We start from the raw sequence: 23,779 nt of genomic DNA, 5'->3' as shown, positions 1-23,779 counted from the left end.
GAGACGGACGCGGGCGGTTCTGCGCGCATCGTCGCTCAATACTAGGGTTTCCACTCATAAATTCGCTGAATTTCGCGGATAAGAATTCAGAATTTTTCTTATGGCGAGGGCACGCGTATAACGGTCTACGCAGCAACCTCGATTTACCTACAGAGAGAAAACCATGAGGGGAAATTCCAGGACGGGCCACCAGCCGGTGCGCGCGTCGACCGCCGCATTCATCGGCACGATGATCGAGTGGTACGACTTCTACATCTACGCCACCGCCGCCGCGCTGGTGTTCGGCAAACTGTTCTTTCCATCGGCCACGGGCTTCTACGGCACGCTGGCGGCTTTTGGCACCTTTGCCGTGGGCTTTTTCGCGCGGCCGTTGGGCGGCGCGCTGTTCGGCCATATCGGCGACCGCATCGGCCGCAAGAAATCGCTGGTCATCACGCTGTTGATGATGGGCAGCGTGACAGTCCTGATCGGCCTGTTGCCGACCTACGCCTCGATCGGCGTCTGGGCGCCGGTGCTGCTGGTGCTGCTGCGCATCGTGCAGGGCGTGGCGGTCGGCGGCGAATGGGGCGGCGCGGTGCTGATGGCGGGCGAACACTCGCCCGACAAGAGCAAGCGCACCTTCTTTGCCTCGTTCGCGCAGCTGGGCAGCCCGGCCGGCCTGATCCTGTCGATGCTGATGTTCAAGCTGGTGACCGGCCTGGACGACGCCGCTTTCCTGACCTGGGGCTGGCGCGTGCCGTTCCTGTTCTCGGCGGTGTTGCTGGTGGTGGGTTTCGTGATCCGCCTGAGCGTCAATGAATCGCCCGACTTCCTGGAAGAAAAGCAGGCCCAGGCGCAGCGCGCCAAGCCGGCCCGCGCGCCGCTGGCGCAAGTGCTGACGGGCGCGCCCGGGCTACTGGCGCTGGCCGTGGGCGCCAACGTGCTGGGCATCGCCGGGTTCTACTTCACCAGCACCTTCATGATCGCCTACACCACGCAGTACGTCGGCCTGAACCGCGCGGTGATCCTGGACTGCCTGCTGGTGGTGTCGATCATGCAGTTCTTCATCACGCCGCTGGCGGCCTATATCGCCAGCCGCGTCGGCAACCTGCGCTTTCTGGCGACGATGGCGCTGGTGTCGGTATTCACGCCATACGCCATGTTCAACCTGGTGGACCTGGGCTCGCTGTCCGCGATCACGCTGGGCATCGGCGTGGCGGTGCTGTTCATGGGCGCCTATTATGCAGTGATCGCCGGCTTCGTCAGCGACAGCTTTCCCACCGCGATCCGCTACACCGGGATTTCCATGGCCTACCAGTTGTCGGGCGCCATCTTCGGCGGCCTGACGCCGATGCTGGGCACGGTGCTGGCCGAGAACTTCAAGGGCCAGTGGTGGCCGCTGGCCGTGCTGTTCTCGGTGATTTCGCTGCTTTCCCTGGTATCCGTGCTGGCGCTGGGCGCCCATGGCCGGCGCCATGTCCAATTCCAACCCGAGGGCCATCGAGCATGAAGGCGTATTTCCACGACGATCAGAAATTGCACCATCCGCAGACCTATTTCTCGCGTGGCAAGATGCGCACGCCGCAGGAAGTGCCGTCGCGCCTGGACGCGTTGGCGCAGGCGGCGCGCAACCTGGGCTTCGACGTGCAGGCGCCGCCCGACCACGGCCAGGCCCCGCTCGAAGCGGTGCACACGCCGGCCTATCTGCGCTTCTTGCGCGAGGCGCACGCCGAATGGAAGAAGCTGCCCGATGACTGGGGCGACGAGGTGGTCTCCAATGTCTTCGTGCGCGAGCCCAACGCCTTGCGCGGCGTGCTGGCGCAGGCCGCGCGCTACCTGGCCGACGGCAGCTGCCCGGTGGGCCCGAACACCTGGCAATCGGCGTACTGGTCGGCGCAGTGCGCCATCGCCGGCGCCGACCGCATCGCGGCCGGCGACCGCCATGCCTATGCCCTGTGCCGTCCGCCCGGCCACCACGCGCGCCGCGACGCGGCCGGCGGCTTCTGTTACCTGAACAACGCCGCCATCGCCGCGCAGCGCCTGCGCGGCACCTATGGGCGCGTCGCCATCCTGGACACGGACATGCACCATGGCCAGGGCATCCAGGACATCTTCTACGAGCGCAGCGACGTGCTGTACGTGTCGATCCACGGCGATCCCGAGAACTTCTATCCGGTGGTCGCCGGCTTCGAGGACGAGCGCGGCGCGGGCGAAGGCGAAGGCTACAACCTCAACCTGCCGATGCCGCATGGTTCGCCCGAGTCGGTATTCTTCGACCGCCTGCGCGAGGCACGCGCCGCGATCGAGCAATTCCAGCCGGACGCGCTGGTGCTGTCGCTGGGCTTCGACATCTTCGAGAAGGATCCGCAGGCCATGGTGGCGGTGTCGGAAGACGGCTTCGAACGGCTCGGGCGCGAAGTCGCCGGACTCAAGCTGCCGACCTTGATCGTGCAGGAAGGCGGCTACTATATCGAGGGCTTGGAATCGAACGCCGCGCGCTTCTTCGCGGGGCTGGCCGGAACCTGATCACGGGGCCGGCACGGCGGACGGAAACCGGCCCTGTCCTTTCGCCGGAATCCGCCACGCCGCCATGTGCCCTGCCCCCGTCCGCCCCGCCCACGCCCTGTCGCTCGCGCCCGAGCGCATGGACTGGAACCTGCTGCGCACCTTCATGTTCGTGGTGCAGGCGCGCGGCGTGGGCCGGGCGGCGCAGGCGCTGCACCTGAGCCAGCCGGCGGTCAGCCAGGCCTTGAAACGGCTGGAGGATGCGGTCGGCGGTATGCTGCTGCACCGCCGCAACGGCGAATTCCGCCTGACCGGGCTGGGCGAAGAAATCTACGCCATCGCCCGCGACATGTACGGCGCCATGGCGCGCATCGAGACCGCCGCGCTGCAGGACCGGCACGAGGTCGCCGGCACGCTGCGGCTGCTGGTCATGAGCCGTATCCAGAGCGCGGCCTACGACGACTTCCTGGCCGACTTCCACCAGCGCCATCCCCGCATCGAATTCCACATCGAGGTGCTGCCCAGCGCCGACATCCTCGACGCCCTTTCCAAGCGGGTGCCCGCGCTCGGGCTGTGCCTGTGCCGCAAGCCGGTCGAGGCGCTGGAGCGCCGGCTGTTCCTGCGCCACCATTACGCGGTGGTCTGTGGCCGGCGCCATCCGCTGTTCTCGCGGCCGCGGGTGGGCATCGAAGACCTGATGGACCAGAACTTCGTCTGTTTCGCCAGCGACCAGATCGGCGACACGCTGTCGCCGCTGACCATCTTCCGCGACCAGCAGGGCTTCACCGGCCGCATCGTCGGCACCTCGCCGCACATCGAGGAAGTGCGGCGCATGGTGGTGGCGGGCATCGGCCTGAGCTTCCTGCCGGAACACCTGATCGTGCCCGACGTGGTCAACGGCGAACTGCGCCGCCTGCCGCCCAACGAGAGCGTGGCCGAGATCGACGTGTACCTGGCCTGGCACCGGCAGCGCAAGCTGAGCGCGGCCGAGACGGCCTACCTGGAGGCGTTCGAGCGCTTCCTGGCGCGCACGCCGCTGGCCGCGCGGGCGCGCTGACGGCGCTGACCGCGCCCTGAATCGGCGGCCGCATTTGACCCGGGATCGGGCAATCCGTCCGACCTTGCCGCCCGCGCACGGCACGAACCGTAGGCGGCGGCGGGGGTTCTGGCGATAATGGCCGCCTGGCTTTGCGCTTCACCCTTCCTTCACCTCCCTTCACCAAGAGGACGCCATGTCTCGTTGGACCTTCTATACCGCGCCGGGCACCTGCGCCCTGGCCACCCACATCGCCTTGCAGGAAGCCGGCGCCGAATTCGACGTCGTCAAGCTGGATTTCGGCGCGGGGCAGCAGCAGAGCCCGGAATTCCTGCGCGTCAATCCCAAGGGGCGGGTGCCGGCGCTGGCCACCGAGCATGGCGTGCTGACCGAGACCCCGGCGCTGCTGGCGTTCGTCGCGCAGCGCTTCCCGGCGGCCGGGCTGGCGCCGCTGGACGATCCGTTCGCGTTCGCGCGCCTGCAGGAACTGAACAGCTACCTGGCGTCCACCGCCCACGTGGCGCATGCGCACAAGCGGCGCGGCGCGCGCTGGGCCGACGACCCGGCGGCGCACGAGGCGATGCGCGCCAAAGTGCCGGAAACCATGACGGCCGTGGCCGCCTACCTGGAATCGCAGATCGCCGGGCCGTGGGCGCTGGGCGAACGCTTCAGCGTGGCCGACGCCTATCTCTACACCATCGGCAGCTGGCTGGAGGGCGACGGCGTGGATATGGCGCGCTTCCCGGCGCTGACCGCCTACCTGGCGCGGGTCGCGGCGCGCCCGGCGGTGCAGCGCGCGCTGGCGCAAGCCAAGGCCGAATAAGGCAGGTCCGCACAAGGCGGGTCCGAACGGGTCGCGTCCCAATAGGGCGCGTCCCAATGCCGCGTGCTTAGCGGATCGCGTCCATTTCTGTTATTTCTGTCTTGACAGAAATAACAGAAATACCTACAGTGGCCGCATGAAACTGACTCCGATCGCCGAACGCTTCATCCTCCACTGGGGCGAAATGGGCTCGCGCTGGGGCGTGAACCGCACCGTGGCGCAGATCCACGCCCTGCTCTACCTGCTGGGCCGGCCCGCGCCCGCCGAGGAAATCGCCGAAACGCTGGGCGTGGCGCGCTCGAACGTCAGCAACAGCCTCAAGGAACTGCAGGCGTGGCGGCTGGCCAAGGTGGTGCATGTCATGGACGACCGCCGCGACCATTTCGAGACCTCCACCGACATCTGGGAATTGTTCAAGCTGATCGTCGAAGGCCGGCGCCAGCGCGAGATCGACCCCACCCTGTCGATGCTGCGCGACACCCTCGCCAGCCCCGAGATGGCCGACGAAACCCCGCTGACCGCGCAGCGCGTGCGCGAGACGCTGGCGTTCCTGGAAATCCTCACCACCTGGTCCGATGAAATGCTGCGCATGAAACCCGAGACGCTGATGAAGACGCTGGGCATGGGGGCCAAGATCAGCAAGACCATGCGCCGCACCAAGGCGTGAGGGCGTGGCGGGACCGCGTGTCCCGCCATTTTTTTGGCCTGTTATTTCTGTTTATACAGAAATAACAGAAATAAAAGAACCAAGCGGTCGATACGGCCGGAGGCGGGTCACATGAACATTCTGGTATGCGGTGCCAATGGCTTTATTGGCCACGCGTTGTGCCAGGCGCTGGCGCGCGACGGGCATCGGGTCCTCAAGGGCGTGCGGCGGGCGCGGCATGCCGACGAGATCGCAGTGGACTATCGCGTCGATACGACGCCGGCCGCCTGGGTCGACCGCCTGCGCGGCATCCACGTTGTCATCAACGCGGTCGGCATCCTGCGCGAAGGCGACCGCGGCGATTTCGACCGGCTTCATCACCTTGCCCCGGTGGCGCTGTTCGAGGCGGCCGCGCAGGCCGGCGTCAGGCAGGTGCTGCAAGTGTCGGCGCTGGGCGCCGAGGGCGGCGACACCGCCTACTTCCGCAGCAAGCGCGCCGCCGACGACCATCTGCGCACGCTGCCCATTGCCCACCACATCCTGAGGCCGGCGCTGGTGTACGGCGCCCAAGGCGAGTCGGCGCGCTTTTTTCGCGCATTGGCGTCGCTGCCGCTGCATGCCCTGCCCGCCGGCGGCTGCCAGCCGCTGCGTCCGATCCACATCGACGACCTGGCCGAGATCGTGGTCCGCCTGGTCAACGGCGCGGTCGACGCGCCTGCGGTGCTCGATCTGGTGGGCGACACCGAGGTCACCTTCAAGCGCATGCTGGCGGTCTATCGCACATCAATGGGCTTTGCGCCAGCGTGGACGCTGACCGTGCCGGGTGCGCTGGTCGCCGGGACCGCGGCGCTGTGCGACCGTCTGCCCGGCTCGATCCTGACGCGCGATACCTGGCGCATGCTGCGCGCCGGCAACAGCGGCGATCCGGCGGCCACGGCGCGGGCGCTGGGACGCCCGCCCGCCGGCATCGACGCCTTCATCGGCCCGGACGAAGCGTCCGCCCTGCGCCAGCAGGCCCTGGCGGCCTGGCGCCCCGCCCTGCTGCGCGGCGCGCTGGCGCTGATCTGGTTGTGGACCGCGCTGTGCAGCGCCTTCATCTACCCGACCGGCGACAGCCTGGCGCTGCTGGCGCGGGTCGGCCTGCACGGCCCGGGGGCCGTGGCGGCGCTGTACCTGGCCGCCGCGCTGGACGCCGTGTTCGGCGTCGCCACGCTCTGGCGACCCGGCCGGCGGCTGTGGGCCGCTCAGCTTGCCCTGGTGCTGGGCTATTCCGCGGTGATCGCGGTGGCTTTGTCGGAATTCCTGTGGCATCCGTTCGGCCCGCTCCTGAAGAACGTCGCCGTCATCGCGCTCCTGTTCATCCTGTTCAGCGAGGAAACCCAATCATGAACGCCTATCTCACGATCAAGACCCTGCATATCCTGTCGTCCGTCCTGCTGGTGGGAACCGGTTTCGGCACCGCGTTCTACCTGTTCTTCGCCAACCGCACCGGCTCGGTGCCGGCCATCGCGGTGGTCTCGAAGCTGGTGGTGCGGGCCGACCTGTGGTTCACCACGCCCGCCGTGGTGGCGCAGCCGCTGACCGGATTGTGGCTGGCGCATGCCGCCGGCTGGAACTGGACCACGCCGTGGATCGCCGTGTCGATCGGGCTATACCTGCTGGCTGGCACCTGCTGGCTGCCGGTGGTGTGGCTGCAGTACGAAATGGCGAAGATGGCGGACGGCGCCCACACGGCCGGCGCCACGGCGCTGCCGGCGCGCTACTGGCGCTTTGCGCGCTGTTGGGAATGGCTGGGCTACCCGGCGTTCCTGGCGATGGTGGCGGTGTATTTCCTGATGGTGGTCAAGCCGGCGTTGTGAGGACGGGGCCGCCTTGCCCCCTTTACGGCATGGGAACCCGCGCCCTGCCGGCGCGGATTCCCGACGGCGCGTCAGTCGATGGCGGCGCCGGCCGTTTTCACGACCTTGCCGAGCCGCGTGTATTCCTCGGCGCCGAACTCGGCCAGCGACTGGCGCGAGGTCGGCGACGGGATCGCGCCGCGCGATTCCAGCGCCTGCTTCACTTCGGGCCGTTGCAGCGCGCGGTTCACGGCGGCGTTCAGCTTGTCGAGAATAGCGGCGGGCGTGCCCTTGGGCGCATACAGCCCGTCCCAGGCGAAGAACTCGTAGCCCTTGACGCCGGCCTCGCTCAAGGTCGGGATGTCGGGATTCGACGCAACGCGCTGCGGCGTGGTCACGCCCAGCGCGCGCAGCTTGCCCGCGGCGATCTGCCCCGACACGTTCGGCATGACGTCGATCAGCAGCGAAATGCGCCCGCCCAGCAGGTCGGTCATGGCGGCGCTGCCGCCCTTGTACGGGATGTGCATGATCTTGACCCCGGCCATCTGGTTCAGCAGTTCACAGGCCAGGTGCGACGAGGTGCCGTTGCCGGCCGAGCCACAGGTCAGTTCGCCCGGGTGCGACTTGGCGTAGGCCAGCAGCTGCGCCAGCGACTTGAAGCGCTCGTCGGTGGCGTTGACCACCAGCGCGGCCGCGATGACGGTGAAGCGCGAGACCGGCTCGAAGTCGCCCGGCGCGTATCCCGGCGACTTGTAGAGCCAGTGGTTGGTGGCCTGGGTGCCGTTGGTGCCGTAGGACAGCGTATAGCCGTCCGGGTTGGCGCGCGCCGCGATGGCGGTGCCGATGTTGCCGCCGGCGCCCGGGCGGTTCTCGACGATGATGGACTGTCCGAGTTCGCGCGACAGCGGCTCGGCCACCAGCCGAGCCAGGGTATCGCCGCCGCCGCCGGCGGCGAACGGCACCACCAGGGTGATGGCATGGGTGGGCCAGTCGGCGGCCTGCGCCGGCGCGGGGCCGGCCGCCAGCGCCATGCAGGCGGCGGCGATGCCGATCGAGGTCTTGAGGGGGATCATGGTTTGTCTCCTTGGGGGTGCGGGGCGCGCGGCCGCTGGTTTTGATGTATCGGACGCGCGTGGAACGAAAAATGGAATGGCGCGACGGGCTCCCGGCGGCGTCACACGAAGCGGCAGCTGACCGCGCCGAGCACGCCGTAGTCCACGTGGAAGGTGTCGCCGCGCTGGGCGAACACCGGCCGCGTGAACGAGCCGCTCAGGATGATCTGGCCGGGTTCCAGCGCGACGTCGTAGCCGGCCAGCTTGTTGGCCAGCCACACCACGCCGTTGGCGGGATGGTTCAGCACGCCCGCCGCCAGGCCGGTTTCCTCGATCACGGCATTGCGCGACATCATGGCGCCGACCCAGCGCAGATCCACCTCACCGACCCGCACCGGCCGGCCGCCCATCACCACGCCGGCGTTGGCGGCGTTGTCGGCGATGGTGTCGAAGACCTTGCGCGGCCGCTTGCTGTCGGGGTCGATCTGGTGCGAACGCGCGTCGATGATTTCCAGCGCCGGGATCACGTAGCGCACCGCGTCCAGCACGTCGAACAGCGTCACGCCCGGGCCTTGCAGGCGGCGCTCCAGGATGAAGGCCAGCTCGACCTCGACCCGCGGCACGATGAAGCGGTCGTGCGGGATCTCGGCGCCGTCCTCGAACAGCATGTCATCCAGCAAGGCGCCGTAGTCGGGCTCGTCGATCTGCGAGGACAGCTGCATGGCGCGCGAGGTCAGGCCGATCTTGTGGCCGACCAGCCGGCGGCCGCCGGCGATCTTGGCCGCCACCCATTCGCGCTGGATGGCGTAGGCGTCGGCGATGGTGATGTCGGGATGTTCCAGCGACAGCTGGCGCACCTGGGTACGGCTGCGTTCGGCCTGGTCCAGTCGCTGGGCCAGCGCCTTGATGGTCGCGGCGTCCATGGAGGTTCCTTGGGGTGTCATGGGATTTTCGGGCACGGTTTGGGGGATGTCATTCGGGCGGCAGATGGCGCCGGCTGCGTTTTTCCGCCAGCAGCCAGTCCTGGCCATGGACGGCCAGGCGGTCCTGGCAGTCGCGGATGGCGACCAGCCGCGGCGCCCCGCCCTGCACTTGCGGATCGCTGTCGTAGGCGGTGAGGAAATAGCCGACCATCGCCCGCGACCCGTCGTATTCGAGCAGGCGCAGGTTGGTGATGACATGGCAGGTGGTGCGCTGCGGCGGCCGTGCCTCCAGGGCCGCCAGCACTTCGCGCGGTCCCGTCAATAGCTGGCCCTGGCGCAGCCAGGTGCCATCCGGCGCGATGAGCGAGGCGGCGGCCTCGTGGCGCCGGGTATCCAGCGCGTGGAAAAAGGCCAGGACGACCGCCTCGCAGGCGGCCTTGGCGTGTTCGGTCTGCATTCGGTTCTCCATCGTGGGTCAGCCGATCCGGGCGCTGGACAGCGGCGCGTCGGCGCGCGCCAGTTGCGCGGGATCCACCTGGGTGCCCTGGGCGATCCACTGGCGCAGCTGGCGCAGTTCGCGCGCCGCGTTCACCGCCACGGCGCCAACCACGCGTCCGCCCTCGTCCAGCGCCACCGACAGCAGCGCCCGCGCGTCCGCCAGGGGCCGCAGGACTTCGCGCCCGCCCCGCGCCGGGAAGCCGGCGATCTGCACCATGGCGTCGTACTGTTCCGACCAGACCGCGCCGCTGGGCAGGTAGGGCTGGCCCGCATCCAGCGCCGACAAGGCCGCCGCCGCGCCCTGGTCCTGCGCGTTCTGCCAGGATTCGAGGCGGATGGGTCCGCCGCCGGCGGGCGTGGCTACCGCCACGTCGCCCGCGGCCAGCACATCGGGCGCCGACGTGCGGCAGTATTCGTCGACCAGCACGCCGCGTTCGCAGGCGATGCCGGCCTCGCGCGCCAGGGCGTCGTTGGCCTGCATGCCGACGCCCAGCACCACGGCGTCCGCCTCCAGGCGGCTGCCGTCCGCCAGTTCGGCCACGCAGCCGCCCTCGGGCCGCGCATGCACCGCGCGCAGGCTGGCATTCAAGCGCAACGAAACGCCCTGCGCGGCGTGCAACGCCGCCAGGTGGGCCGAGACGCCGGGCGGCACGCTGCGGGCGCACAGGCGCGGCGCCTGTTCCAGCACCGTGGTGGCGCAGCCCGCCAGGCGCGCGGTGGCGGCCACTTCCAGGCCGATCCAGCCGCCGCCTGCGATGACGATGCGGCGGCCGGGGCCCAGGCGGGCCCGCAGGCGCAAGGCATCGTCGCGGGTGCGCAGCACATGGACGGCGGGGCCGTCGGCGCCGGGCAAGGCCGGCACGATGGGACGGCCGCCGGTGCACAGGATCAGTTTGTCGTAGCTGAGCATGGCGCCGTCGGACGTCTCGACCTGATGGCGCTCGGGCCACAGCCGCGTCGCCGCGACGCCGGGCCGGAACGTGATATCCAGTTCCGCCAGGCGTTCTTGGGAAAACAGCTCGGTGCTCTCGGGCGCGGCCTGGCCGCCCAGCACCGCCTTGCTCAGGGGCGGCCGCTCGTACGGCGGGTGCGGCTCATCGCCCAGCAGCACGATGCGGCCGCGGTAGCCACGGCCGCGCAGCGTGGCCGCGGCCCAGCCGCCGGCCTGCCCCGCGCCGACGATGACGATGGCGCCGGCGCTCACGCGGCCTCCGGGCTCAGGTAGATGGTGCCGGCCTCGACCCGCACCGCGTAGCGCCGCAGGTCGGTGGTGACGGGCGGACATTGCGGTTTGCCGCTGCGGACGTCGAACACGCCCTGGTGCAAGGGGCATTCGATCGTGCCGTTCTCCAGGTAGCCGTCGGCCAGGCTGGCATTGCCGTGCGGGCAGCGGTCCTGGGTGGCGCAGATCTCGCCCTGCAGGTCGTACAGGCACACGGCCTCGCCCTCCAGCGCGACGCGCAGCGTGCCGGTGTCGGGGGAAATATCGCCCACCTGGGCGACCGGAGTCCAGGTCGTCATGGTCACAGCCCCATCGCGTTGCGGTAGTAGTCGTAGAACGAGCGGATCAGCACTTCGGTCACCATGTAGTCGGCCGGCTCGGTGTCGCGCCCGCCCATCTCGACGATGCCGCGCGCCTCGGGGTAGCCGGTGACGCCGATCTGCACCTGGTTCAGCATCTCGCTGTCGTCCATCGAGACGAAGCCGGCCGGGCCCAGCAGATTGGCGTGCTTCAGGCGCAGGCGGGTCATTTCCTCGTCATCGTCCTCGTAGCCGTAGTAGGTGAAGACGAGTTCGTGCTCGGTCGGGCTGCGCGGAATCACGTGGCGGGTCTTGAGCGAATTGGCCTGGATGCCGAACTGCGCGGCGGGAAAGACCCAGGCGCCGCCGACCCGGCCGCGGTTGAATTCGGCGCGCGGGGTCACGGTTTCCAGGTCGAGCAGCTCCAGGTCGTCGCGAAAGCGGCTCATTTCGCTGGTGGCCTCGGTCTTCTTCTTGCCCTCGTTGTGCGACACCATCACGCTGTGCGCGCCGCCGCCGGTGGGAATGCACTCGGACTTGGAGTCCGCGCGCCACAGGCCGAAGGTGATGTAGAAGGTGTGCAGCAAGGTGGCGTGGTATGGGTCCTTCAGGTTCTCCAGGTACATCTTCCAGTTGCTGGGAATGAGCTGGCGGCTGTAGCCCAGCAGCTTGAGCTTCTTGCCCGGCAGCATGTGGTCGATCTCGGCCAGCACCTCGGGGCCGCAGTAGTCCTCGAAACTGGGCGCATCGTCGGCGAACGTCGCCCAGATCGAGCCGCCGCGGTTGACGCTGCGCAGCTTGCGGATGCCGTTCTGCTTGGGATCGAAATCGCGCGGCATGCCGCCCTTGCCCATGGCGCCGCGGCGGAACGGCACGCCCTGCAGGTTGCCATCCAGGTCGTAGTTCCACTGGTGATACGGGCAGGTGAAGTCGCTCACCTGGCCGGTGTTCTTCCAGCAGATCTGCGCGCCGCGGTGGGCGCAGCGGTTCTCCAGCACGTTGATCTCGCCGCTCTCGGTGCGCACCATGATGACCGGGCGGTTGCCGATCCAGTTGCGCTTGTAGCAGCCGGTCTCGGGCACCTCGCACTCCAGGCCGACGTAGTTCCAGGTGCGGCCACCGAAGAAGACGTCCATCTCCTTTTGGAAAATGGCCGGGTCGGTGTAGACCCAGTTGGGAATGCGCGTGTAGCCCTCCTTGGGCCAGCGGCGCTCGATATGGATGGGGGCCGCGGCGGGAGTTTCCAGCACGGCGGAATCGGAACAGGTCATGGCGGGTTTCCTGGCAGCGGGATCAGAGGGGAACGATGAGCGAGGTGCGCACGCGGTAGTTGTCGTAGACGCAGTCGCGGCGGGTCAGCAATGGGCCCTGCGGCGTCAGGCGCAGCTCGTCCAGGTAGCGGCCCACCATGTTCAGCGTGGGTTCGCGGTCGGACAGCGACTCCATCACGGCGAAGTTGGCCTGGGCCACGATGCGCTCGCCCTGCGCCTGGATGACGCGCAGGCCGCTGATGAAGTGGCGCAGCGAGCGCGGCTCGAACATGGTGGTCTCGCGCAGCGCGGTGACGCGGTCGCGCAGCATGTTCTTGTTCATGCAATAGATCAGGCCGAGCGGCAGGCCGGCGTCATGGTTCTCGCGCGACAGCACGCGGTAATGGCAGTCCTCGGTGAAGAAGTCCGGCCACTCCTCCAGCCGGTCTTCGTCCAGGCAGTAGGCGTAGTCGTCGTAGAAGTCGCGCAGGCGGGCGCGCAGCGAGGTGTCGTCGGGCAGTTGGATCTGGGTCATGGGAATTTCCGGGATGCGGCGGGCGCGTTCAGGACGCGGCGGCCAGTTGCGCCAGGTTGCTTTCGAAGCCGCCCTGGCTGCCGAGCGCCAGGATCGGTTCCTGCATGCGCTCCTGCCAGATCAGCGATTCCATGGCGATCTGCAAGGGATGGTCCTGCACCGTCAGGGCCGAGGTGGTCTCGGTGCCCGAGTGGTGCGAATGCATGGCCCAGCCGGGCGCCGACAGGATCAGGTCGCCGGCCTTCCAGTCCAGCCGCACGCCGTTGACCTTGCTGTAGCCGTTGCCGCGCAGGTAGTAGTTGATGGCCGACGAGCTGTGGCGGTGCGGCACGTGGTGGTTGTCCGGCGGCGACGACGAGATGGTGGCGAAGAAGCTGTGGGTGGTGCCGATGCGGCGCTCGGTGGCCGGGTTGTACAGCACGAACAGGCGCCGGCCGTTGTAGCCGCGCGCCATGTCCTCGACGCTGGGCAGGTGGCGCGAGACCGCCGCCCAGGGCCAGTGCAGCGCCTTCGATTCGAGCACGTCGATGTCGATCAGCCACTCGTAGCCCATCAGCCAGGCGCCTTCCGGCGTGATCTGTTCGCGCAGCGCCAGGTCACGCGCGCGGACCGACTCGGGCGAGCGCGCGGGCGCCGGGCGGGTGTTGGCGTCGGCCGGCGGCACGTCGCCCTCGAATTCCTCGACGTAGTGGATCTCCAGCTTTTCCAGCAGGGGCGCGTTCGAGTACGACAGCCGCACCCAGGGAGTATTGCCTTCGTTGCGGTACGAATGCACCTGCATCGCAGGCGTGTTCCACACGTCCCAGCGGCTCACCGCGATGTCGCGGCCGGCCACCGTGGCCACGCCTTCGCCGCTGATACAGATCTCCAGCATGTTGGAGTTCTTGCGCAGGTTGAAGGTGCGTTCGCCGGGATTGACGACGTTGATGGTGACATCCGTGCCGGGAGCCAGGCCCAGGCCGGGCGCCGTCGCCTGCGGATGCACGATGAGGGACGCACGGCGGCCGTTGTCGGGGCGCGGCGCGTCGATCAGGCGGGCGATCTCCAGGTCGATCGCTTCCTTGGGGATCACGATCGATGGCCATTTGTTCTGTTCGCGGGGCGCGGCCCCGCTGACGTCGACGAACATGTCTGTCTCCTGTGGCCGGCGGGCGGTGCGCGCCGGCGTCATGATGCTTTGAAGGGGGTAATCGAAATCAGGGCTGCGCCAGCAGCAGGTTGTCGCGGGTCTGCGGCGGCAAGGCAACGCCCAGGCCATGGTCGCGGGCGTGTTCGTACGCCACCTGCGCCATCGCCAGGTCCGACAGGCCCATGCCCATGCCCTTGAACAGCGTCAGCCGCGCATCCGGCGCGCGCGTTTCGCCGCGTGCCAGCAGCTCGCCCAACACCGCCACGCCGTCCCAGGGCGCGCCGTCCGCGCCATAGCGTTCGCGCAACTCGCGCGAACCGCGCCGGGCGTTTTCCAGGTCGTCCACCACCACGCGGTCGGCGCGCTCGAACACGTCCTGGGCGAACTCGGCCTTGGCCGGCAGGATCGCGCCCACCGCGTTCAGGTGGCGGCAGTCGGCCAGTTGGGCCGCGTCGACGAACGGTTCGACGGCACGCGTGATCAGCGTGACGATCTCGGCGCCGGCCAGCGCGTGTTCCAGCGTGGGCGATTCCTCGATCGTGAAGGCGTACTTGCCGGACACGGCATCGACGAAGGCGCGGCGCTTTGCCGGCGTCGGGCTGTAGACCCGCACGCGCCGCAGCTTGCGCACCGCGGCCAATGCGGCCAGTTGCGTCACTGCCTGCGGGCCGGTGCCGATCAGGGCGGCCTGCGTAGCGCTCTCGGGCGCCAGGGCGCGGGTGGCCACGCCGCTGATGGCGGCGGTGCGCAACATGCCCAGCGCGCGCGCTTCGATCACCGCCCGCAACAGGCCGGTGTCGGCGTCGAACAGGCTGAACAGCGACCCGCCGCCCGCCTTGGTGTGGACCCAGGTCTTGAAGCCGGCATAACCGCCGGGGCCGGGCTGCACCGAGCCCAATGCATGCATCGAGCTGCCGTCGCCCCAGGTGGCCAGCGCCTTGGGCACGTTGCGCGCGCCGTCGCGCGCCTGGGCCACCAGCATGCGTTGCAGCGCCTCGATGGCGCGCGGGATGGTCAGCGCCGCCACCACGTCTTTTTCGGTGAGATACCGCAGTGCTTCGGTCATGCCTGTGTCCTTCGTTTCATTGAGGGTGGACGGGTTCGTCCGCCACCGTGTTGCGCAGCGTGCCGACGCCCGGCACCTCGATCTCCAGCGTGTCGCCGGCCGCCAAAAAGCGCGGCGGCTGGCGGCTGGCGCCGACGCCTTCGGGCGTGCCGGTGGCGATCACGTCGCCGGGGGCCAGCGGGGTGAACGCGCTGATGTAGGCGATCAGTTCTGGAATGGGGAAGATCAGGTCGGCCAGCTCGCCCTGCTGCACGGGCTCGCCGTTCAGGCGCGTCTCGATCCGCAGGCGCGCGGGGTCGCCGATCTCGTCGGCGGTGACCAGCCAGGGGCCGATCGCGCCGCTGCGCTCGAAGTTCTTGCCGGGCGTGACCTGGGCGTTGTGCTTCTGGAAGTCGCGCACCGAGTTTTCGGCCATGCAGGTGTAGCCGGCCACGTGGGCCAGGGCGTCGCGCGCCGCGATGTGGCGCCCTGCCCGCCCGATCACCACCGCCAGTTCGCCCTCGTAGTCGAAGCGCTCGGAGGCGCGCGGCTTCCAGACCGGCGCGCCGTGGCCGACGAAGCTGTCGGGATAGCGGGCGAACAGCGAGGGATGGCGCGGCAGCTCGCGCCCGGCCTCGGCTACGTGGCGGCCGTAGTTCAGGCCGACGCAGAGGATCTTGCGCGGCGCCGGCACCGGCGGCAGCCATTGCAGGTCCGCCAGCGCGATGCCGGGGCCTTCGTGCCGCGCGGCCGCTTGCGCGATCTGCGCCACCCCCGCCGCCAGGGCCGTGGCCAGGTCGGGCCAGTACCGCGTCAACGGCACGACCTCGGCGTCGCGCAGCATGCCCCAGGCCGGCTGGCCCGCGTGCTCGAAGCTGATCAGCTTCATCTTGTCTCCTGTCCTGTGGGCGGTGCTACTGGCATGCAATTGAGTGACGCATTGCATGCATTCAGTGGCTTTTAAGTGCCGTGACCGCTGTTTTTCCGAATTATTGCATGCAATTTTGATAAATCGCAAGGTCGTATTGTTTTTTTGATGCGCAATTGCATGCAATTTTGTAGGTACACTGGAGGCCCCTTCAGATACGTTTCAGCCGACGATCCGCTATGGCCGCTCAGATCGACAAAGTGATTTCCGAACTCCGGGACATGGTGCTTTCCGGCGCCCTGCAACCCGGCGAACGCGTGGTGGAACTGCAGTTCTCGGCGCGCCTGGGCGTGTCACGCACGCCGCTGCGCATCGCCCTGACCGAGCTGGAAAAGGAAGGCCTGCTGGAGCGCCTGCCCTCGCGCGGCTTTCGCGTGCGGGCCTTCACCGTCGACGAAATCGGCGACGCGGTCGAAGTGCGTGGGGTGCTGGAAGGCATGGCGGCGCGGCTGCTGGCCGAGCGCGGCGCCAGCGCCGAGGTGCTGGAACAGTTGTCGCAGGCGGTGGAGGAAGGCCGCGCCCTGCTGGCGCCGGCGCGGCGCGACCCCAAGACCACGGTGGATGCGCGCGCCTGGGGCCAGATCAACCGCCGCTTCCACGAGATCCTGTGCGAAGCGGCCGGCAACCGCGCCCTGCTGTCGGCGCTGGAACACAACAACAAGACGCCGCTGGCCGGCCCCGCCGCGCTGACGCTGCCGTCCACCCCTTCCCTGCTGGAGACGCCCTTCGTGCTGCGGGCGCAATCGGACCACGAGGACCTGCTGCGGGCGATTACGCGGCGCGAAGCCGCGCGCGCCGAGAACCTGATGCGCGAACACGCCTACCGCAGCCGCGAGAACAAGCGCGTGCTGCTGGAATCGCTGCGCGGTGGCGTGTCGGGGCCGGCGCTGCCGGCCGACAGCGCGGCGGCCTAGGGCCGCGCCGCCGGTTTGAAAGCGCGAGGCCTGGGGGCTGCCCGCCGGCCTGATGCGGGCCGGGGCGACGCATCCAAACGGCGGCCCGATGCGGCCGCCACAGGCAAGACTGCGTTCAGAACAGTCGGCGCACGCGCTCGCGGATGGCGCCGGCGTAGGCCCAGCACCATACCGCCAGCGCCAGCATCGCCACCGTGAAGTAGGCGCGCGCCCCGAGCGGCACCGGATTCAGGCGCGACAGCGTGGGAAACGGCTCGTAGCCGATGAAGTCGCTGGCGGCCAGCGCGCTGAACAGCAGCGCCAGCACCGGACCGGTGAAATGCGGGCGTTCGCCGCGGGTCTGCGGATCGGCCCGGAAACGCCAGTGGAACAGGCGCAGCAGCTGGATCACGACGGCGACCAGCGGAACGACCAGGGCAAGCTGCAGCACGAGCAGCGCAACGATGACTTGAGTGGGAAGCATGGCCGCGATTTTACGCGGCCCGGGGACCGGCCCTCGGGACAACCCCTATTACCCGCCCCATGCCAAACAACTATCGTATTCGAGAATTATCAAATAAGAGAATTCTCGCTTCCGACAAAATGGCCGCAGACCCCCAATACGATTACGCCGTCATCGGCGCCGGCATCGCCGGCGCATCCGTGGCCTACCGCCTGAGCGCGTCCGCCTCCGTCGTGGTGCTGGAGCGCGAAGCCCAGCCCGGCTACCACTCCACCGGCCGCTCGGCCGCCATGTTCATGGAGACCTACGGCACCGCCCAGATCAAGGCGCTGACCCGCGCCAGCCGCGATTTCTACGAACATCCGCCGCAAGGCTTCTGCGAGCATCCCCTGCTGAGCCCGCGCGGCGTGCTGTACATCGCCGCGCCGGGCCAGCAGGACCTGCTGCGCGAGGTCTATGACGATTTCCGCAGCCAGTCGCCCAACGTCACGCTGATCGACGCCGAACAGGCGCTGGCGCGGGTGCCCTGCCTGCGCCCCGACCAGCTTTGCGGCGCGATAGAGGAACCGGATGCGCGCGACATCGACGTGCATGCGCTGCACCAGGGCTTCCTGCGCGGCATGACGCGCCAGGGCGCGGCGCTGCGCAACAACGCCGAACTCGTTACCGCCACGTTCGAGGACGGCGCCTGGACCCTGACGCTGGCCGGCGGCGAGTCGCTGCGGGCGCGCGTGCTGGTGAACGCCGCCGGCGCCTGGGCCGACCACACCGCCGAACTGTGCGGCGTGCGGCCCGTGGGCCTGCAACCGTGCCGCCGCACCGCCTTCACCTTCACCGGGCCGGACGACGTCGATTTCGCGCACTGGCCCGCCGTGGTGGGCGTGGACGAGAGCTTCTATTTCAAGCCCGACGCAGGCCAACTGCTCGGCTCGCCCGCCAATGCCGACCCGGTCCCGGCGCATGACGTGGTGCCCGAGGAACTGGACGTGGCCACCGGCATCTACCGCATCGAAGCGGCCACCTCGCTGACCATCCGCCGTCCGCGCCACACCTGGGCCGGATTGCGCTCGTTCGTGGCCGATGGCGATTTCGTGATCGGCTGGGACAGCGCCACCCCCGCCTTCTTCTGGCTGGCGGCGCAGGGCGGCTACGGCATCCAGTCCGCCGCGGGCGTCTCGCAGCTGGCGGCCGACCTGTTGCTCGACCTGCCGTTGAACGCCAGCCTGACCGCGCAGGGCGTCGACCCCGCGCGCCTGTCGCCGGCCCGTTTCTCCCCTTCCCGATAGGAGCCCGTTCCATGAGCCAAGCCATCCAGCGTCTGCCCAGCAGCCTGCCGTTCCCGTTTTCGCGGGCCGTGAAGGCCGGCGGCTTCCTGTTCCTTTCGGGCCAGGTGCCGATGAGCGCCGCCGGCGAGGTGGTGCGCGGCGACATCCAGACCCAGACCCGCGCGGCCTGCGAGCGCATCGTCGAAAGCCTGGCGGCCGGCGGCGCGCGCCTGGACCAGGTGGTCAAGGCCACGGTGTGGCTGTCGGACATGGGCCACTTCGCGGGTTTCAACGAGGTCTACAAGGAGTTCTTCGGCGCGGCGCTGCCGGTGCGTTCGACGGTGGCGTCGGCGCTGGCCCTGAACGTCGACGTGGAGATCGAAGTGCAGGCGTATATCGGAAACGACTGAAGGGCAACCATCCAGAACGGAGCGAGCGCATGAAGATTTTTTCCGGGTCCCTGGCGACCGAGACCAATACCTTTTCCCCCATCCCGACCGGCCTGTCGGCCTATCGGGCGCGCGGCTACTACCCGGCCGGCCAGCACCCGGACCGCATGCAGATGTTCTCCGGCCCGCTGTGGGCCGCGCGCCAGCGCGCCCAGGGCAAGGACTGGACGCTGATCGAGGGCATGACGGCGGGCGCGACGCCGGCCGGCCTGACCACGCGCCACGCCTACGAGACCCTGCGCGACGAGTTGCTCGACGACCTGCGGCGCGCCGGCAAGGTCGACATCGCGCTGTTCGGCCTGCACGGCGCCATGGTGGCTGACGGCTATGACGACTGCGAAGGCGACCTGCTGCGGCGGGCGCGCGAGATCGTCGGCCCCGACACGGTGATCGGCGCCGAGCTGGATCCGCACTGCCACCTGACCGACGCCATGGTGAACAGCGCCGATTTCCTGGTCTGTTTCAAGGAATATCCGCACACCGACATCCTGGACCGCGCCTACGACCTGGTCGACCTGTGCGTGGCGCGCGCCGAGGGCCGCATCAAGCCGACGCGCGCGGTCTTCGACTGCGAGATGATCTCCATCATGCACACCAGCCGCGAGCCGATGCGCAGCTTCGTCGACCGCCTGCTGGCGATGGAAGGCAAGGAAGGCGTGCTGTCGGTATCGATCGCCCACGGCTTCCCGTGGGGCGACACGCCCGACATGGGTTCCAAGGTGCTGGTCTACACCGATGGCGACGCCGGCCAGGCTGAACGGCTGGCGCGCGCGCTGGGCGAAGAGATCATCGGCTTTCGCGACCAGCTGGCGCCGCCCTATCCCGGCGCCGACGAAGCCCTGGACCAGGCGCTGGCGCTGGCCGACTTCCCGGTAGTGCTGGCCGACTCGGCCGACAACGCCGGCGGCGGCGCGCCCAGCGACGCCACCTTCATTCTGGAGCGCGTGCTGGCGCGCGGCATCCAGGACGTGGCGACCGGCCCGTTCTGGGATCCGGTGGCGGTGCAGCTCTGTTTCGAGGCCGGCGAAGGCGCGCAGATCAAGCTGCGCATCGGCGGCAAGGTGGCGCCCGTGTCGGGCCAGCCGCTGGACCTGGCCTGTGAGATCGTCGCGCTCAAGCGCGACGCCGTCATGACCGGCCTGGCCGGCACGCCCGCGCTGCTGGGCGATGTGGCCGTGGTGCGCAGCCAGGGGGTGACCATCGTCATGACCACCAACCGCACCCAGGCCATGGATATCGACCTGTTTACGCAGTTCGGCGTGGACCTGGGCGCGATGAAGCTGGTCATTCCGAAGTCGTCGCAGCATTTCTACGCCTCGTACTCGAAGCTCGGCCGCCACGTCATCTACGTCGAGACGCCCGGGGCGATCACGCAGGACTACAACGCGCTGCCGTTCACCAAGCGCAAGCTGCCGAAATGGCCCTTCAAGGGCTGATATCCAACCCATTGCCCACGCAGGCAACCGGAGAAAACAAGGGGATGACCATGATGAAACGATTCAGCCTGCTGGGCGCCGCCGCGCTGCTGGCCCTCGGCCTGGCCGCGGGCCAGCCGGCCCAGGCGCAAGGCAAGACGCTGCGGATGGTGCCGCACGCCGACCTGAAGACGCTGGACCCGCTGTTCAACACCGCCTACATCACGCGCAACCACGGCTACATGGTGTTCGACACCCTGTTCGCGCAGGACAGCCACGGCCAGCCCAAGCCGCAGATGGTCGAAAGCTGGACCGCCTCGCCCGACGGCAAGGCCTGGACCTTCAAGCTGCGTCCGGGGCTGAAATTCAACGACGGCACGCCGGTCACGGCCGAGGACTGCATTGCGTCGCTGCAACGCTGGGCCAAGAAGGACACGCTGGGCCAGGCCCTGATGGCGGCGGGCGCGGAGCTGGCCGCGACCGGTCCCGACAGCTTTTCGCTGACGCTCAAGCAGCCCTTCGGCCTGGTGCTGGATGCGCTGGCCAAGCCGTCCGGCATGCCACCCTTCATCATGCCCAAGCGCCTGGCGCAGACCGATGCCAACACGCCGGTGACGGAAATGGTCGGCTCCGGTCCGTTCCTGTTCAAGCGGGATGAATGGGTGCCCGGCAACAAGGTCGTGTACGTGAAGAACCCGGCGTACGTGCCGCGCAACGAACCGGCCGACGGCCTGGCCGGCGGCAAGGTCACCAAGGTCGACCGGGTCGAGTGGATCTACATTCCCGACGGCAACACCGCCACGGCGGCGCTGATGAACGGCGAAGTCGACATGATCGAGCAGACCACGCCGGACTTCCTGCCGGTGCTGGAAAGCAACCCGGACATCAAGCTGAGCACCTCGGTGGCCACGCAGGGCATGGCCATCGTCAACGCGCTGCATCCGCCGTTCGACAAGCCGCAGGCGCGCCAGGCCCTGTACTACCTGGTGAACCAGAAGGAAATGCTGTCGGCCATCGGCTACCCCGAGAAGTACCGGGTCGACTATTGCGCCACGCTGTACATCTGTGGCTCGCCGCTGGCCAGCGACGCGGGCGCGGCGCCCTACGCCAAGCCCGACCTGGCGCGCGCCAGGCAGCTGTTGCAGGAAGCCGGCTACAAGGGCGAGAAGATCGTGGTGCTCTACCCCACCGACCACATCAGCGCGCCCGCCGTCATGGTGCTGACCCAGAACATGAAGAAGGCCGGGCTCAAGGTCGACCTGCAGACCATGGACTGGGCCTCGCTGGCGGCGCGCCGCCTGAAGAAGGACCCGCCCGACCAGGGCGGCTGGAACCTGTTCCTGACCTGGGGCGGGTACTACGATGCCAGCACGCCGGTCACCAATCCATGGCTGTCGGCCGCCTGCGGCAACAGCCTGCCCGGCTGGCCCTGCGACAAGGAACTGGACACGCTGCGCACCCAGTGGATCCAGGAGCCCGATGCGGCCAAGCGCAAGGAGATCGCCGAGAAGCTGCAGGCGCGCGCCTACGAGTCGGTGCCGTACGTGATGTGGGGCGAATTCAAGCCGGTGTCGGCCATCCGCGGGCTGACGCACACCGAGCTGATGAAGACCGGCATTCCGGTCATGTGGAACGTCGAAAAACCATGATGCGGCGCGGGGCCGCGCGTGGTCTGCAGGCGCGCCCCGCTCCCGGACAATCAGGCCGCCGCGAAGCGCTCCGCGCGCGCCGCGCCCGGCCGGGGGGAAACCCAGCGTGAAAACCATCCTGCGCCGCATCGCGGCCGTCATACCCGTCATGGCCGTGGTCGCGGTCGTGGTGTTCCTGCTGATCCACCTGTCGCCGGGCGATCCGGCGGCGGTGATCGCGGGCGACAACGCCACCACCGAGGACGTGGAAAAGATCCGCCAGAACCTGGGCCTGGACAAGCCGCTGCTGACGCAGTTCGGCATCTGGGTCGGGCACCTGGCCACCGGCGACCTGGGCACATCCATCGCCACCCAGATGCCCGTGGCGCAACTGATCGGCCAGCGCATGGGGCCGACCCTGTCGATCGCCGCCTTCACCATGCTGTTCGCCGTGCTGGCGGCGATACCCCTGGGCGTGCTGGCGGCCTGGAACGCCGGCAAATGGCTGGACCGGGTGGTGATGATCGGCGCGGTCTGCGCGTTCTCGGTGCCGGTGTTCCTGATCGGCTACAGCCTGGTCTACGGCTTTTCCATCAAGCTGGGCTGGCTGCCGGTGCAGGGCTACAAGCCGCTGGCGGACGGGCTGGTGCCCTATCTGCGGCACCTGGTGCTGCCCTGTCTGTCGCTGGGCCTGGTGTACATGGCCCTGCTGACCCGCATGACCCGCGCCACCATGCTGGAGGCGCTGTCGGAAGACTACATCCGCACCGCCCGCGCCAAGGGCCTGGCGGCCGGGCCGATCGTCTGGCACGCGCTCAAGAACGCCGCCAATCCCATCGTCACCACCATCGGCGTGGGCGTGGCGCTGCTGATCGGCGGCGTGGTGGTCACGGAAACCGTGTTCGCCATTCCCGGCCTGGGCCGCCTGACCATCGACGCCGTGCTGCGCCATGACTACCCCGTGATCCAGGGCGTGCTGCTGGTGGCCTCGGGCATCTACGTGCTGATCAACCTGCTGGTCGACCTGAGCTACCGCCTGTTCGACCCGCGTATCCGCTATTGAAAAGGGGCGATCCATGACCACCACCACCCTGCCCCTGGCCGTGCCGCGCCCCCGCTGGCGGCGCGCCGTCCGTTCGCTGCGGCGCCATCCCATGCTGTACGTCGGCGCCGCGATCCTGCTGGCCCTGGCCGTGATCGCCGTGGCCGCGCCCTGGCTGACCTCGATCGATCCGCAAGACATCAACCCGCTGGCGCGCATGAAGCCGCCGTCTGCCGAACACTTCTTCGGCACCGACGCGCTGGGCCGCGACGTGTACGCGCGCACCCTGTGGGGCGCGCAGGTGTCGCTGCTGGTCGGCGTCGTGGTCGCGCTGGTGTCGACCGCGGGCGGCGTGCTGCTGGGCATGCTGGCCGGCTATTTCCGGCGGCTGGACGCCGTGATCATGCGCATCATGGACGGCCTGATGGCGATTCCCGGCGTGCTGCTGGCGATTGCGCTGATGGCCACGCTCAAGGGCGGCCTGGCCACCGTGATCGTGGCCATCGTGGTGCCGGAAGTGCCGCGCGTGGTGCGGCTGGTGCGGGCCCTGGTGCTGACCATCCGCGAACAGCCTTACATCGAGGCCGCCGTGGCCGCCGGCACCCGCGTGCCGGCCATCCTGCTGCGCCACATCCTGCCCAACCTGTTCGCGCCGCTGATGGTGCAGGCCACCTTCATCGCCGCCTCGGCCATCCTGACCGAGGCCGTGCTGAGCTTCCTGGGCGTGGGCATCCCGCCGCAGATTCCCAGCTGGGGCAACATCATGGCCGAAGGCCGCAACTTCGTCGCGGTGGCGTTCCACATCATCCTCTACCCGGGCCTGTTCCTGGGCGTGGCCGTGCTGGCCGTCAACCTGGTGGGCGACGGGCTGCGCGACATGCTCGATCCGCGCCTGGCGAAAAAGCTGTAGGAGCGC

The 23,779-nt window shown here is 68.9% G+C and carries 25 protein-coding genes; 14 read left to right on the top strand and 11 right to left on the bottom strand.

Annotated features, from left to right (window positions below; translation table 11 throughout):
• Positions 1 to 163 precede the first annotated feature (163 nt).
• The 7 genes from AC6CR5_RS05425 (at position 164) to AC6CR5_RS05395 (ending at position 6,848) form a co-directional block, all read left to right on the top strand.
• Positions 164 to 1,489 (top strand): MFS transporter, encoded by a 1,326-nt coding sequence (locus AC6CR5_RS05425; protein ID WP_035181302.1) that lies wholly within the window; start codon positions 164 to 166, stop codon positions 1,487 to 1,489.
• Complete coding sequence (locus AC6CR5_RS05420) at positions 1,486 to 2,505, top strand: histone deacetylase family protein (RefSeq protein ID WP_006384365.1); 1,020 nt, start codon at positions 1,486 to 1,488, stop codon at positions 2,503 to 2,505. The genes AC6CR5_RS05425 and AC6CR5_RS05420 overlap by 4 nt, the downstream gene beginning before the upstream one ends.
• A gap of 64 nt (positions 2,506 to 2,569) precedes the next feature.
• On the top strand, positions 2,570 to 3,541 hold the full coding sequence (locus AC6CR5_RS05415; protein ID WP_006384364.1) for a LysR family transcriptional regulator: 972 nt from the start codon (positions 2,570 to 2,572) through the stop codon (positions 3,539 to 3,541).
• Between the two features lie 175 nt (positions 3,542 to 3,716).
• Complete coding sequence (locus AC6CR5_RS05410) at positions 3,717 to 4,343, top strand: glutathione S-transferase family protein (RefSeq protein ID WP_058664436.1); 627 nt, start codon at positions 3,717 to 3,719, stop codon at positions 4,341 to 4,343.
• A 136-nt stretch (positions 4,344 to 4,479) separates the two neighbouring features.
• Positions 4,480 to 5,010: a GbsR/MarR family transcriptional regulator gene (locus tag AC6CR5_RS05405; RefSeq protein WP_006384361.1), complete on the top strand. Its 531-nt coding sequence runs from the start codon at positions 4,480 to 4,482 to the stop codon at positions 5,008 to 5,010.
• Positions 5,011 to 5,121: 111 nt separating this feature from the next.
• Entirely contained in the window at positions 5,122 to 6,378 is a 1,257-nt protein-coding gene (locus tag AC6CR5_RS05400) for an SDR family oxidoreductase (RefSeq protein ID WP_498085310.1), read from the top strand.
• Positions 6,375 to 6,848 carry a DUF2269 family protein gene (locus AC6CR5_RS05395; RefSeq protein WP_498085309.1) on the top strand — a complete coding sequence of 158 codons (474 nt, stop codon included), beginning with the start codon at positions 6,375 to 6,377 and terminating at the stop codon, positions 6,846 to 6,848. The genes AC6CR5_RS05400 and AC6CR5_RS05395 overlap by 4 nt, the downstream gene beginning before the upstream one ends.
• 71 nt (positions 6,849 to 6,919) lie before the next feature.
• Here AC6CR5_RS05395 and AC6CR5_RS05390 read toward each other — a convergent pair whose 3' ends face one another.
• The 10 genes from AC6CR5_RS05390 to AC6CR5_RS05345 all read right to left on the bottom strand — a co-directional run bounded on the left by AC6CR5_RS05390 (position 6,920) and on the right by AC6CR5_RS05345 (position 15,669).
• On the bottom strand, positions 6,920 to 7,900 hold the full coding sequence (locus AC6CR5_RS05390; protein WP_006384358.1) for a Bug family tripartite tricarboxylate transporter substrate binding protein: 981 nt from the start codon (positions 7,898 to 7,900) through the stop codon (positions 6,920 to 6,922).
• Positions 7,901 to 8,001: 101 nt separating this feature from the next.
• Entirely contained in the window at positions 8,002 to 8,802 is an 801-nt protein-coding gene (gene hpaH, locus AC6CR5_RS05385) for a 2-oxo-hept-4-ene-1,7-dioate hydratase (protein ID WP_006384357.1), read from the bottom strand.
• A 49-nt stretch (positions 8,803 to 8,851) separates the two neighbouring features.
• Positions 8,852 to 9,259: a nuclear transport factor 2 family protein gene (locus AC6CR5_RS05380; RefSeq protein WP_223308471.1), complete on the bottom strand. Its 408-nt coding sequence runs from the start codon at positions 9,257 to 9,259 to the stop codon at positions 8,852 to 8,854.
• Positions 9,260 to 9,277: 18 nt separating this feature from the next.
• Complete coding sequence (locus tag AC6CR5_RS05375; RefSeq protein ID WP_038503541.1) at positions 9,278 to 10,504, bottom strand: NAD(P)/FAD-dependent oxidoreductase; 1,227 nt, start codon at positions 10,502 to 10,504, stop codon at positions 9,278 to 9,280.
• Positions 10,501 to 10,821, bottom strand: a complete 321-nt coding sequence (locus AC6CR5_RS05370; RefSeq protein ID WP_047990780.1) for a non-heme iron oxygenase ferredoxin subunit — start codon at positions 10,819 to 10,821, stop codon at positions 10,501 to 10,503. The genes AC6CR5_RS05375 and AC6CR5_RS05370 overlap by 4 nt, the downstream gene beginning before the upstream one ends.
• 2 nt (positions 10,822 to 10,823) lie before the next feature.
• A complete protein-coding gene (locus tag AC6CR5_RS05365) occupies positions 10,824 to 12,092 on the bottom strand; it encodes an aromatic ring-hydroxylating dioxygenase subunit alpha (protein ID WP_024068861.1) in 1,269 nt (422 codons plus the stop codon).
• Between the two features lie 22 nt (positions 12,093 to 12,114).
• Positions 12,115 to 12,606, bottom strand: a complete 492-nt coding sequence (locus tag AC6CR5_RS05360; protein ID WP_070781639.1) for an aromatic-ring-hydroxylating dioxygenase subunit beta — start codon at positions 12,604 to 12,606, stop codon at positions 12,115 to 12,117.
• A gap of 28 nt (positions 12,607 to 12,634) precedes the next feature.
• The gene (locus AC6CR5_RS05355) at positions 12,635 to 13,735 is read right to left on the bottom strand and encodes a cupin domain-containing protein (RefSeq protein ID WP_054481335.1); all 1,101 of its coding nucleotides are present in this window, start codon (positions 13,733 to 13,735) and stop codon (positions 12,635 to 12,637) included.
• Between the two features lie 67 nt (positions 13,736 to 13,802).
• Positions 13,803 to 14,801: an ornithine cyclodeaminase family protein gene (locus AC6CR5_RS05350; RefSeq protein WP_054481333.1), complete on the bottom strand. Its 999-nt coding sequence runs from the start codon at positions 14,799 to 14,801 to the stop codon at positions 13,803 to 13,805.
• A gap of 16 nt (positions 14,802 to 14,817) precedes the next feature.
• Positions 14,818 to 15,669, bottom strand: coding sequence for a fumarylacetoacetate hydrolase family protein (locus AC6CR5_RS05345; protein ID WP_024068858.1), 852 nt, complete (start codon positions 15,667 to 15,669; stop codon positions 14,818 to 14,820).
• Between the two features lie 218 nt (positions 15,670 to 15,887).
• Here AC6CR5_RS05345 and AC6CR5_RS05340 point away from each other — a divergent pair, with 218 nt between their 5' ends.
• On the top strand, positions 15,888 to 16,622 hold the full coding sequence (locus AC6CR5_RS05340; RefSeq protein WP_047990776.1) for a GntR family transcriptional regulator: 735 nt from the start codon (positions 15,888 to 15,890) through the stop codon (positions 16,620 to 16,622).
• Positions 16,623 to 16,737: 115 nt separating this feature from the next.
• Here the strand turns inward: AC6CR5_RS05340 and AC6CR5_RS05335 are convergent, their stop codons facing one another.
• Positions 16,738 to 17,085, bottom strand: coding sequence for a hypothetical protein (locus tag AC6CR5_RS05335; RefSeq protein ID WP_047990775.1), 348 nt, complete (start codon positions 17,083 to 17,085; stop codon positions 16,738 to 16,740).
• Positions 17,086 to 17,204: 119 nt separating this feature from the next.
• Between AC6CR5_RS05335 and AC6CR5_RS05330 the strand changes: the two genes are divergently transcribed.
• From AC6CR5_RS05330 to AC6CR5_RS05305, 6 genes are all read left to right on the top strand, one after another.
• Positions 17,205 to 18,350 carry an NAD(P)/FAD-dependent oxidoreductase gene (locus tag AC6CR5_RS05330; protein WP_498085308.1) on the top strand — a complete coding sequence of 382 codons (1,146 nt, stop codon included), beginning with the start codon at positions 17,205 to 17,207 and terminating at the stop codon, positions 18,348 to 18,350.
• A gap of 11 nt (positions 18,351 to 18,361) precedes the next feature.
• On the top strand, positions 18,362 to 18,739 hold the full coding sequence (locus tag AC6CR5_RS05325; protein ID WP_006384223.1) for a RidA family protein: 378 nt from the start codon (positions 18,362 to 18,364) through the stop codon (positions 18,737 to 18,739).
• Positions 18,740 to 18,768: 29 nt separating this feature from the next.
• Positions 18,769 to 20,214 carry a M81 family metallopeptidase gene (locus tag AC6CR5_RS05320; RefSeq protein WP_498085307.1) on the top strand — a complete coding sequence of 482 codons (1,446 nt, stop codon included), beginning with the start codon at positions 18,769 to 18,771 and terminating at the stop codon, positions 20,212 to 20,214.
• 50 nt (positions 20,215 to 20,264) lie between these two features.
• Positions 20,265 to 21,842: an ABC transporter substrate-binding protein gene (locus tag AC6CR5_RS05315; protein ID WP_498085306.1), complete on the top strand. Its 1,578-nt coding sequence runs from the start codon at positions 20,265 to 20,267 to the stop codon at positions 21,840 to 21,842.
• Between the two features lie 106 nt (positions 21,843 to 21,948).
• Positions 21,949 to 22,884 carry an ABC transporter permease gene (locus AC6CR5_RS05310; RefSeq protein WP_006384226.1) on the top strand — a complete coding sequence of 312 codons (936 nt, stop codon included), beginning with the start codon at positions 21,949 to 21,951 and terminating at the stop codon, positions 22,882 to 22,884.
• A 13-nt stretch (positions 22,885 to 22,897) separates the two neighbouring features.
• Positions 22,898 to 23,773 (top strand): ABC transporter permease, encoded by an 876-nt coding sequence (locus AC6CR5_RS05305; RefSeq protein ID WP_006384227.1) that lies wholly within the window; start codon positions 22,898 to 22,900, stop codon positions 23,771 to 23,773.
• Positions 23,774 to 23,779: the final 6 nt, after the last annotated feature.

The organism is Achromobacter sp. EG18 (genome assembly GCF_059759395.1).
Note: the sequence above shows the minus strand (reverse complement) of the source record. Positions and strands in the feature narration are given on the sequence as shown.

Coding starts and splice junctions, on each gene's coding strand:
- AC6CR5_RS05425 (WP_035181302.1), top strand. CDS start 164: ATGAGGGGAAATTCCAGGACGGGCCACCAGCCGGTGCGCGCGTCGACC.
- AC6CR5_RS05420 (WP_006384365.1), top strand. CDS start 1,486: ATGAAGGCGTATTTCCACGACGATCAGAAATTGCACCATCCGCAGACC.
- AC6CR5_RS05415 (WP_006384364.1), top strand. CDS start 2,570: ATGTGCCCTGCCCCCGTCCGCCCCGCCCACGCCCTGTCGCTCGCGCCC.
- AC6CR5_RS05410 (WP_058664436.1), top strand. CDS start 3,717: ATGTCTCGTTGGACCTTCTATACCGCGCCGGGCACCTGCGCCCTGGCC.
- AC6CR5_RS05405 (WP_006384361.1), top strand. CDS start 4,480: ATGAAACTGACTCCGATCGCCGAACGCTTCATCCTCCACTGGGGCGAA.
- AC6CR5_RS05400 (WP_498085310.1), top strand. CDS start 5,122: ATGAACATTCTGGTATGCGGTGCCAATGGCTTTATTGGCCACGCGTTG.
- AC6CR5_RS05395 (WP_498085309.1), top strand. CDS start 6,375: ATGAACGCCTATCTCACGATCAAGACCCTGCATATCCTGTCGTCCGTC.
- AC6CR5_RS05390 (WP_006384358.1), bottom strand. CDS start 7,900: ATGATCCCCCTCAAGACCTCGATCGGCATCGCCGCCGCCTGCATGGCG.
- hpaH (WP_006384357.1), bottom strand. CDS start 8,802: ATGGACGCCGCGACCATCAAGGCGCTGGCCCAGCGACTGGACCAGGCC.
- AC6CR5_RS05380 (WP_223308471.1), bottom strand. CDS start 9,259: ATGCAGACCGAACACGCCAAGGCCGCCTGCGAGGCGGTCGTCCTGGCC.
- AC6CR5_RS05370 (WP_047990780.1), bottom strand. CDS start 10,821: ATGACGACCTGGACTCCGGTCGCCCAGGTGGGCGATATTTCCCCCGAC.
- AC6CR5_RS05365 (WP_024068861.1), bottom strand. CDS start 12,092: ATGACCTGTTCCGATTCCGCCGTGCTGGAAACTCCCGCCGCGGCCCCC.
- AC6CR5_RS05360 (WP_070781639.1), bottom strand. CDS start 12,606: ATGACCCAGATCCAACTGCCCGACGACACCTCGCTGCGCGCCCGCCTG.
- AC6CR5_RS05355 (WP_054481335.1), bottom strand. CDS start 13,735: ATGTTCGTCGACGTCAGCGGGGCCGCGCCCCGCGAACAGAACAAATGG.
- AC6CR5_RS05350 (WP_054481333.1), bottom strand. CDS start 14,801: ATGACCGAAGCACTGCGGTATCTCACCGAAAAAGACGTGGTGGCGGCG.
- AC6CR5_RS05345 (WP_024068858.1), bottom strand. CDS start 15,669: ATGAAGCTGATCAGCTTCGAGCACGCGGGCCAGCCGGCCTGGGGCATG.
- AC6CR5_RS05340 (WP_047990776.1), top strand. CDS start 15,888: ATGGCCGCTCAGATCGACAAAGTGATTTCCGAACTCCGGGACATGGTG.
- AC6CR5_RS05335 (WP_047990775.1), bottom strand. CDS start 17,085: ATGCTTCCCACTCAAGTCATCGTTGCGCTGCTCGTGCTGCAGCTTGCC.
- AC6CR5_RS05330 (WP_498085308.1), top strand. CDS start 17,205: ATGGCCGCAGACCCCCAATACGATTACGCCGTCATCGGCGCCGGCATC.
- AC6CR5_RS05325 (WP_006384223.1), top strand. CDS start 18,362: ATGAGCCAAGCCATCCAGCGTCTGCCCAGCAGCCTGCCGTTCCCGTTT.
- AC6CR5_RS05320 (WP_498085307.1), top strand. CDS start 18,769: ATGAAGATTTTTTCCGGGTCCCTGGCGACCGAGACCAATACCTTTTCC.
- AC6CR5_RS05315 (WP_498085306.1), top strand. CDS start 20,265: ATGATGAAACGATTCAGCCTGCTGGGCGCCGCCGCGCTGCTGGCCCTC.
- AC6CR5_RS05305 (WP_006384227.1), top strand. CDS start 22,898: ATGACCACCACCACCCTGCCCCTGGCCGTGCCGCGCCCCCGCTGGCGG.